Annotated in this window: 1 pseudogene; it reads right to left on the bottom strand. The window is 67.9% G+C overall.

From position 1 onward, the window contains the following. Window positions 1-35 precede the first annotated feature (35 nt). A pseudogene (locus PSU4_RS30935) lies at window positions 36-897 on the bottom strand (IS5 family transposase). Window positions 898-926 lie beyond the last annotated feature (29 nt).

Below are 926 nucleotides of genomic sequence, written 5' to 3'. Positions count from 1 at the left end.
AGAGCGTGTTTGAGAAGATCAAGTTGCGGGCGTGATTACGTCCTTTTGCTGGCGGACCGCCGGCTTGCCGCGAGCGATGCGGCGGGTGATGGTGTTGATCGCCGCCCAGCGGATCATGGCCTCGGACACGGCGGGGTGACGCTCGTAGTCACGGGCCAGACGTCGGTGCGCGGTCAGCCAGGCCAGGGACCGCTCGACCACCCACCTCCGCGGGAGGACAGCGAATCCGCGCTGCTCAGGCGGTTTGCGTACGACCTCGACGGTGGTGCGCAGGATCGTGGTCGCCCACTCCAGCAGGCGCCCGGCGAACCCGGCGTCGGCGTAGACGAACCGCACCCGGGTGCGCAGGTACAGGTCGAGCAGGATCGACTTGGCGCCGTCGCGATCCTGGACCGACGCCGAGCACACCATCGTGGTCAGCAGCAGGCCGAGGGTGTCGGTGACGATGAACCGCTTGCGGCCGTTGATCTTCTTCCCGGCGTCGTAGCCGCGGGAGTCCTGCCCGACGGTGTCGGCACCCTTGACGGACTGGGAGTCGATGATGCCGGCGCTGGGCTCCGGGTCACGACCTTCGTCGGCGCGTAGCTGTCGGCGCACGATCGGCAGGATCTGCTCGGTGACCTTCTGCTGTTCCCACCGGTTGAAGTACCAGTACACCGTCTGCCAGGGCGGAAAGTCCGCAGGCAGTGCCCGCCACGCGCACCCCGCCCGCACGACGTAGAGGATCGCGTCGACCACATCACGACGCGGATGCTTCTCCGGTCGCCCGCCGGCCCCGACCGCCGGAAGCAGCGGCTCGATGAGCACCCATTGGGCGTCGCTGGTGTCCGAGGGGTACCGCCGCTTACGCCGAGCCATTTGTCCACGATGGACCACACCCGCAGCCACCCGACGCAGACACGCCGACCCTTCTCAAACACGCTCTT

The sequence above is a fragment of the Pseudonocardia sulfidoxydans NBRC 16205 genome (assembly GCF_007989085.1).
GTDB lineage: Bacteria > Actinomycetota > Actinomycetes > Mycobacteriales > Pseudonocardiaceae > Pseudonocardia > Pseudonocardia sulfidoxydans.
The sequence above is the reverse complement of the archived record's forward strand: the minus strand, read 5'-3'. Positions and strand labels throughout refer to the sequence as shown.